Source organism: Brevundimonas sp. UBA5936, from assembly GCA_002430835.1.
Lineage (GTDB): Bacteria > Pseudomonadota > Alphaproteobacteria > Caulobacterales > Caulobacteraceae > Brevundimonas.
Genome location: DJDA01000056.1, coordinates 9,617 through 10,046 on the forward strand (window position 1 = coordinate 9,617; position 430 = coordinate 10,046).

Consider the following 430-nt stretch of genomic DNA (forward strand, 5'->3'; position numbering starts at 1 on the left):
CGGGATAGAGGCGGCGCAGGATGGCGGCGTAGATGGCCATCTGCAGAATATAGGCAGGATCGGCGTTCTCCACCTGATCGGGCGCCGGGCGGTTGGACTTGAAATCCACCACCAACACCCGCTCGGGCGTGACCACCAGCCGGTCGATGCGGCCCGAGATGGACACGCCGGACGGCAAGTCGGGCGCGGTCCCGGTCAGGGCGACCTCGGCGCGGCTGCCGGGGCCGAAGACGGGGGCGAAGCGGGCGTCGTCCAGCACGCCGAAGGCGGCGGCGATCATCTCGGCGCGCTGGTCCTCGGTCAGGTCGCGCTCGCGCGCCAGCATCCGGTGCGCGGCGTCGGGGCGGTCGGGCGACGGCAGATCGGGCAGGCGCTCCAGCAGGCGGTGGATCAGGTCGCCGCGCCGGAATCGGCCTAGCCCGGCGCCCGG

The 430-nt window shown here is 73.3% G+C and carries 1 protein-coding gene; it reads right to left on the bottom strand.

The features are described 5' to 3' along the window. On the bottom strand, positions 1–430 hold a 430-nt coding region (locus B2Y21_RS05915), incomplete at both ends, for a PD-(D/E)XK nuclease family protein (RefSeq protein ID WP_292057897.1).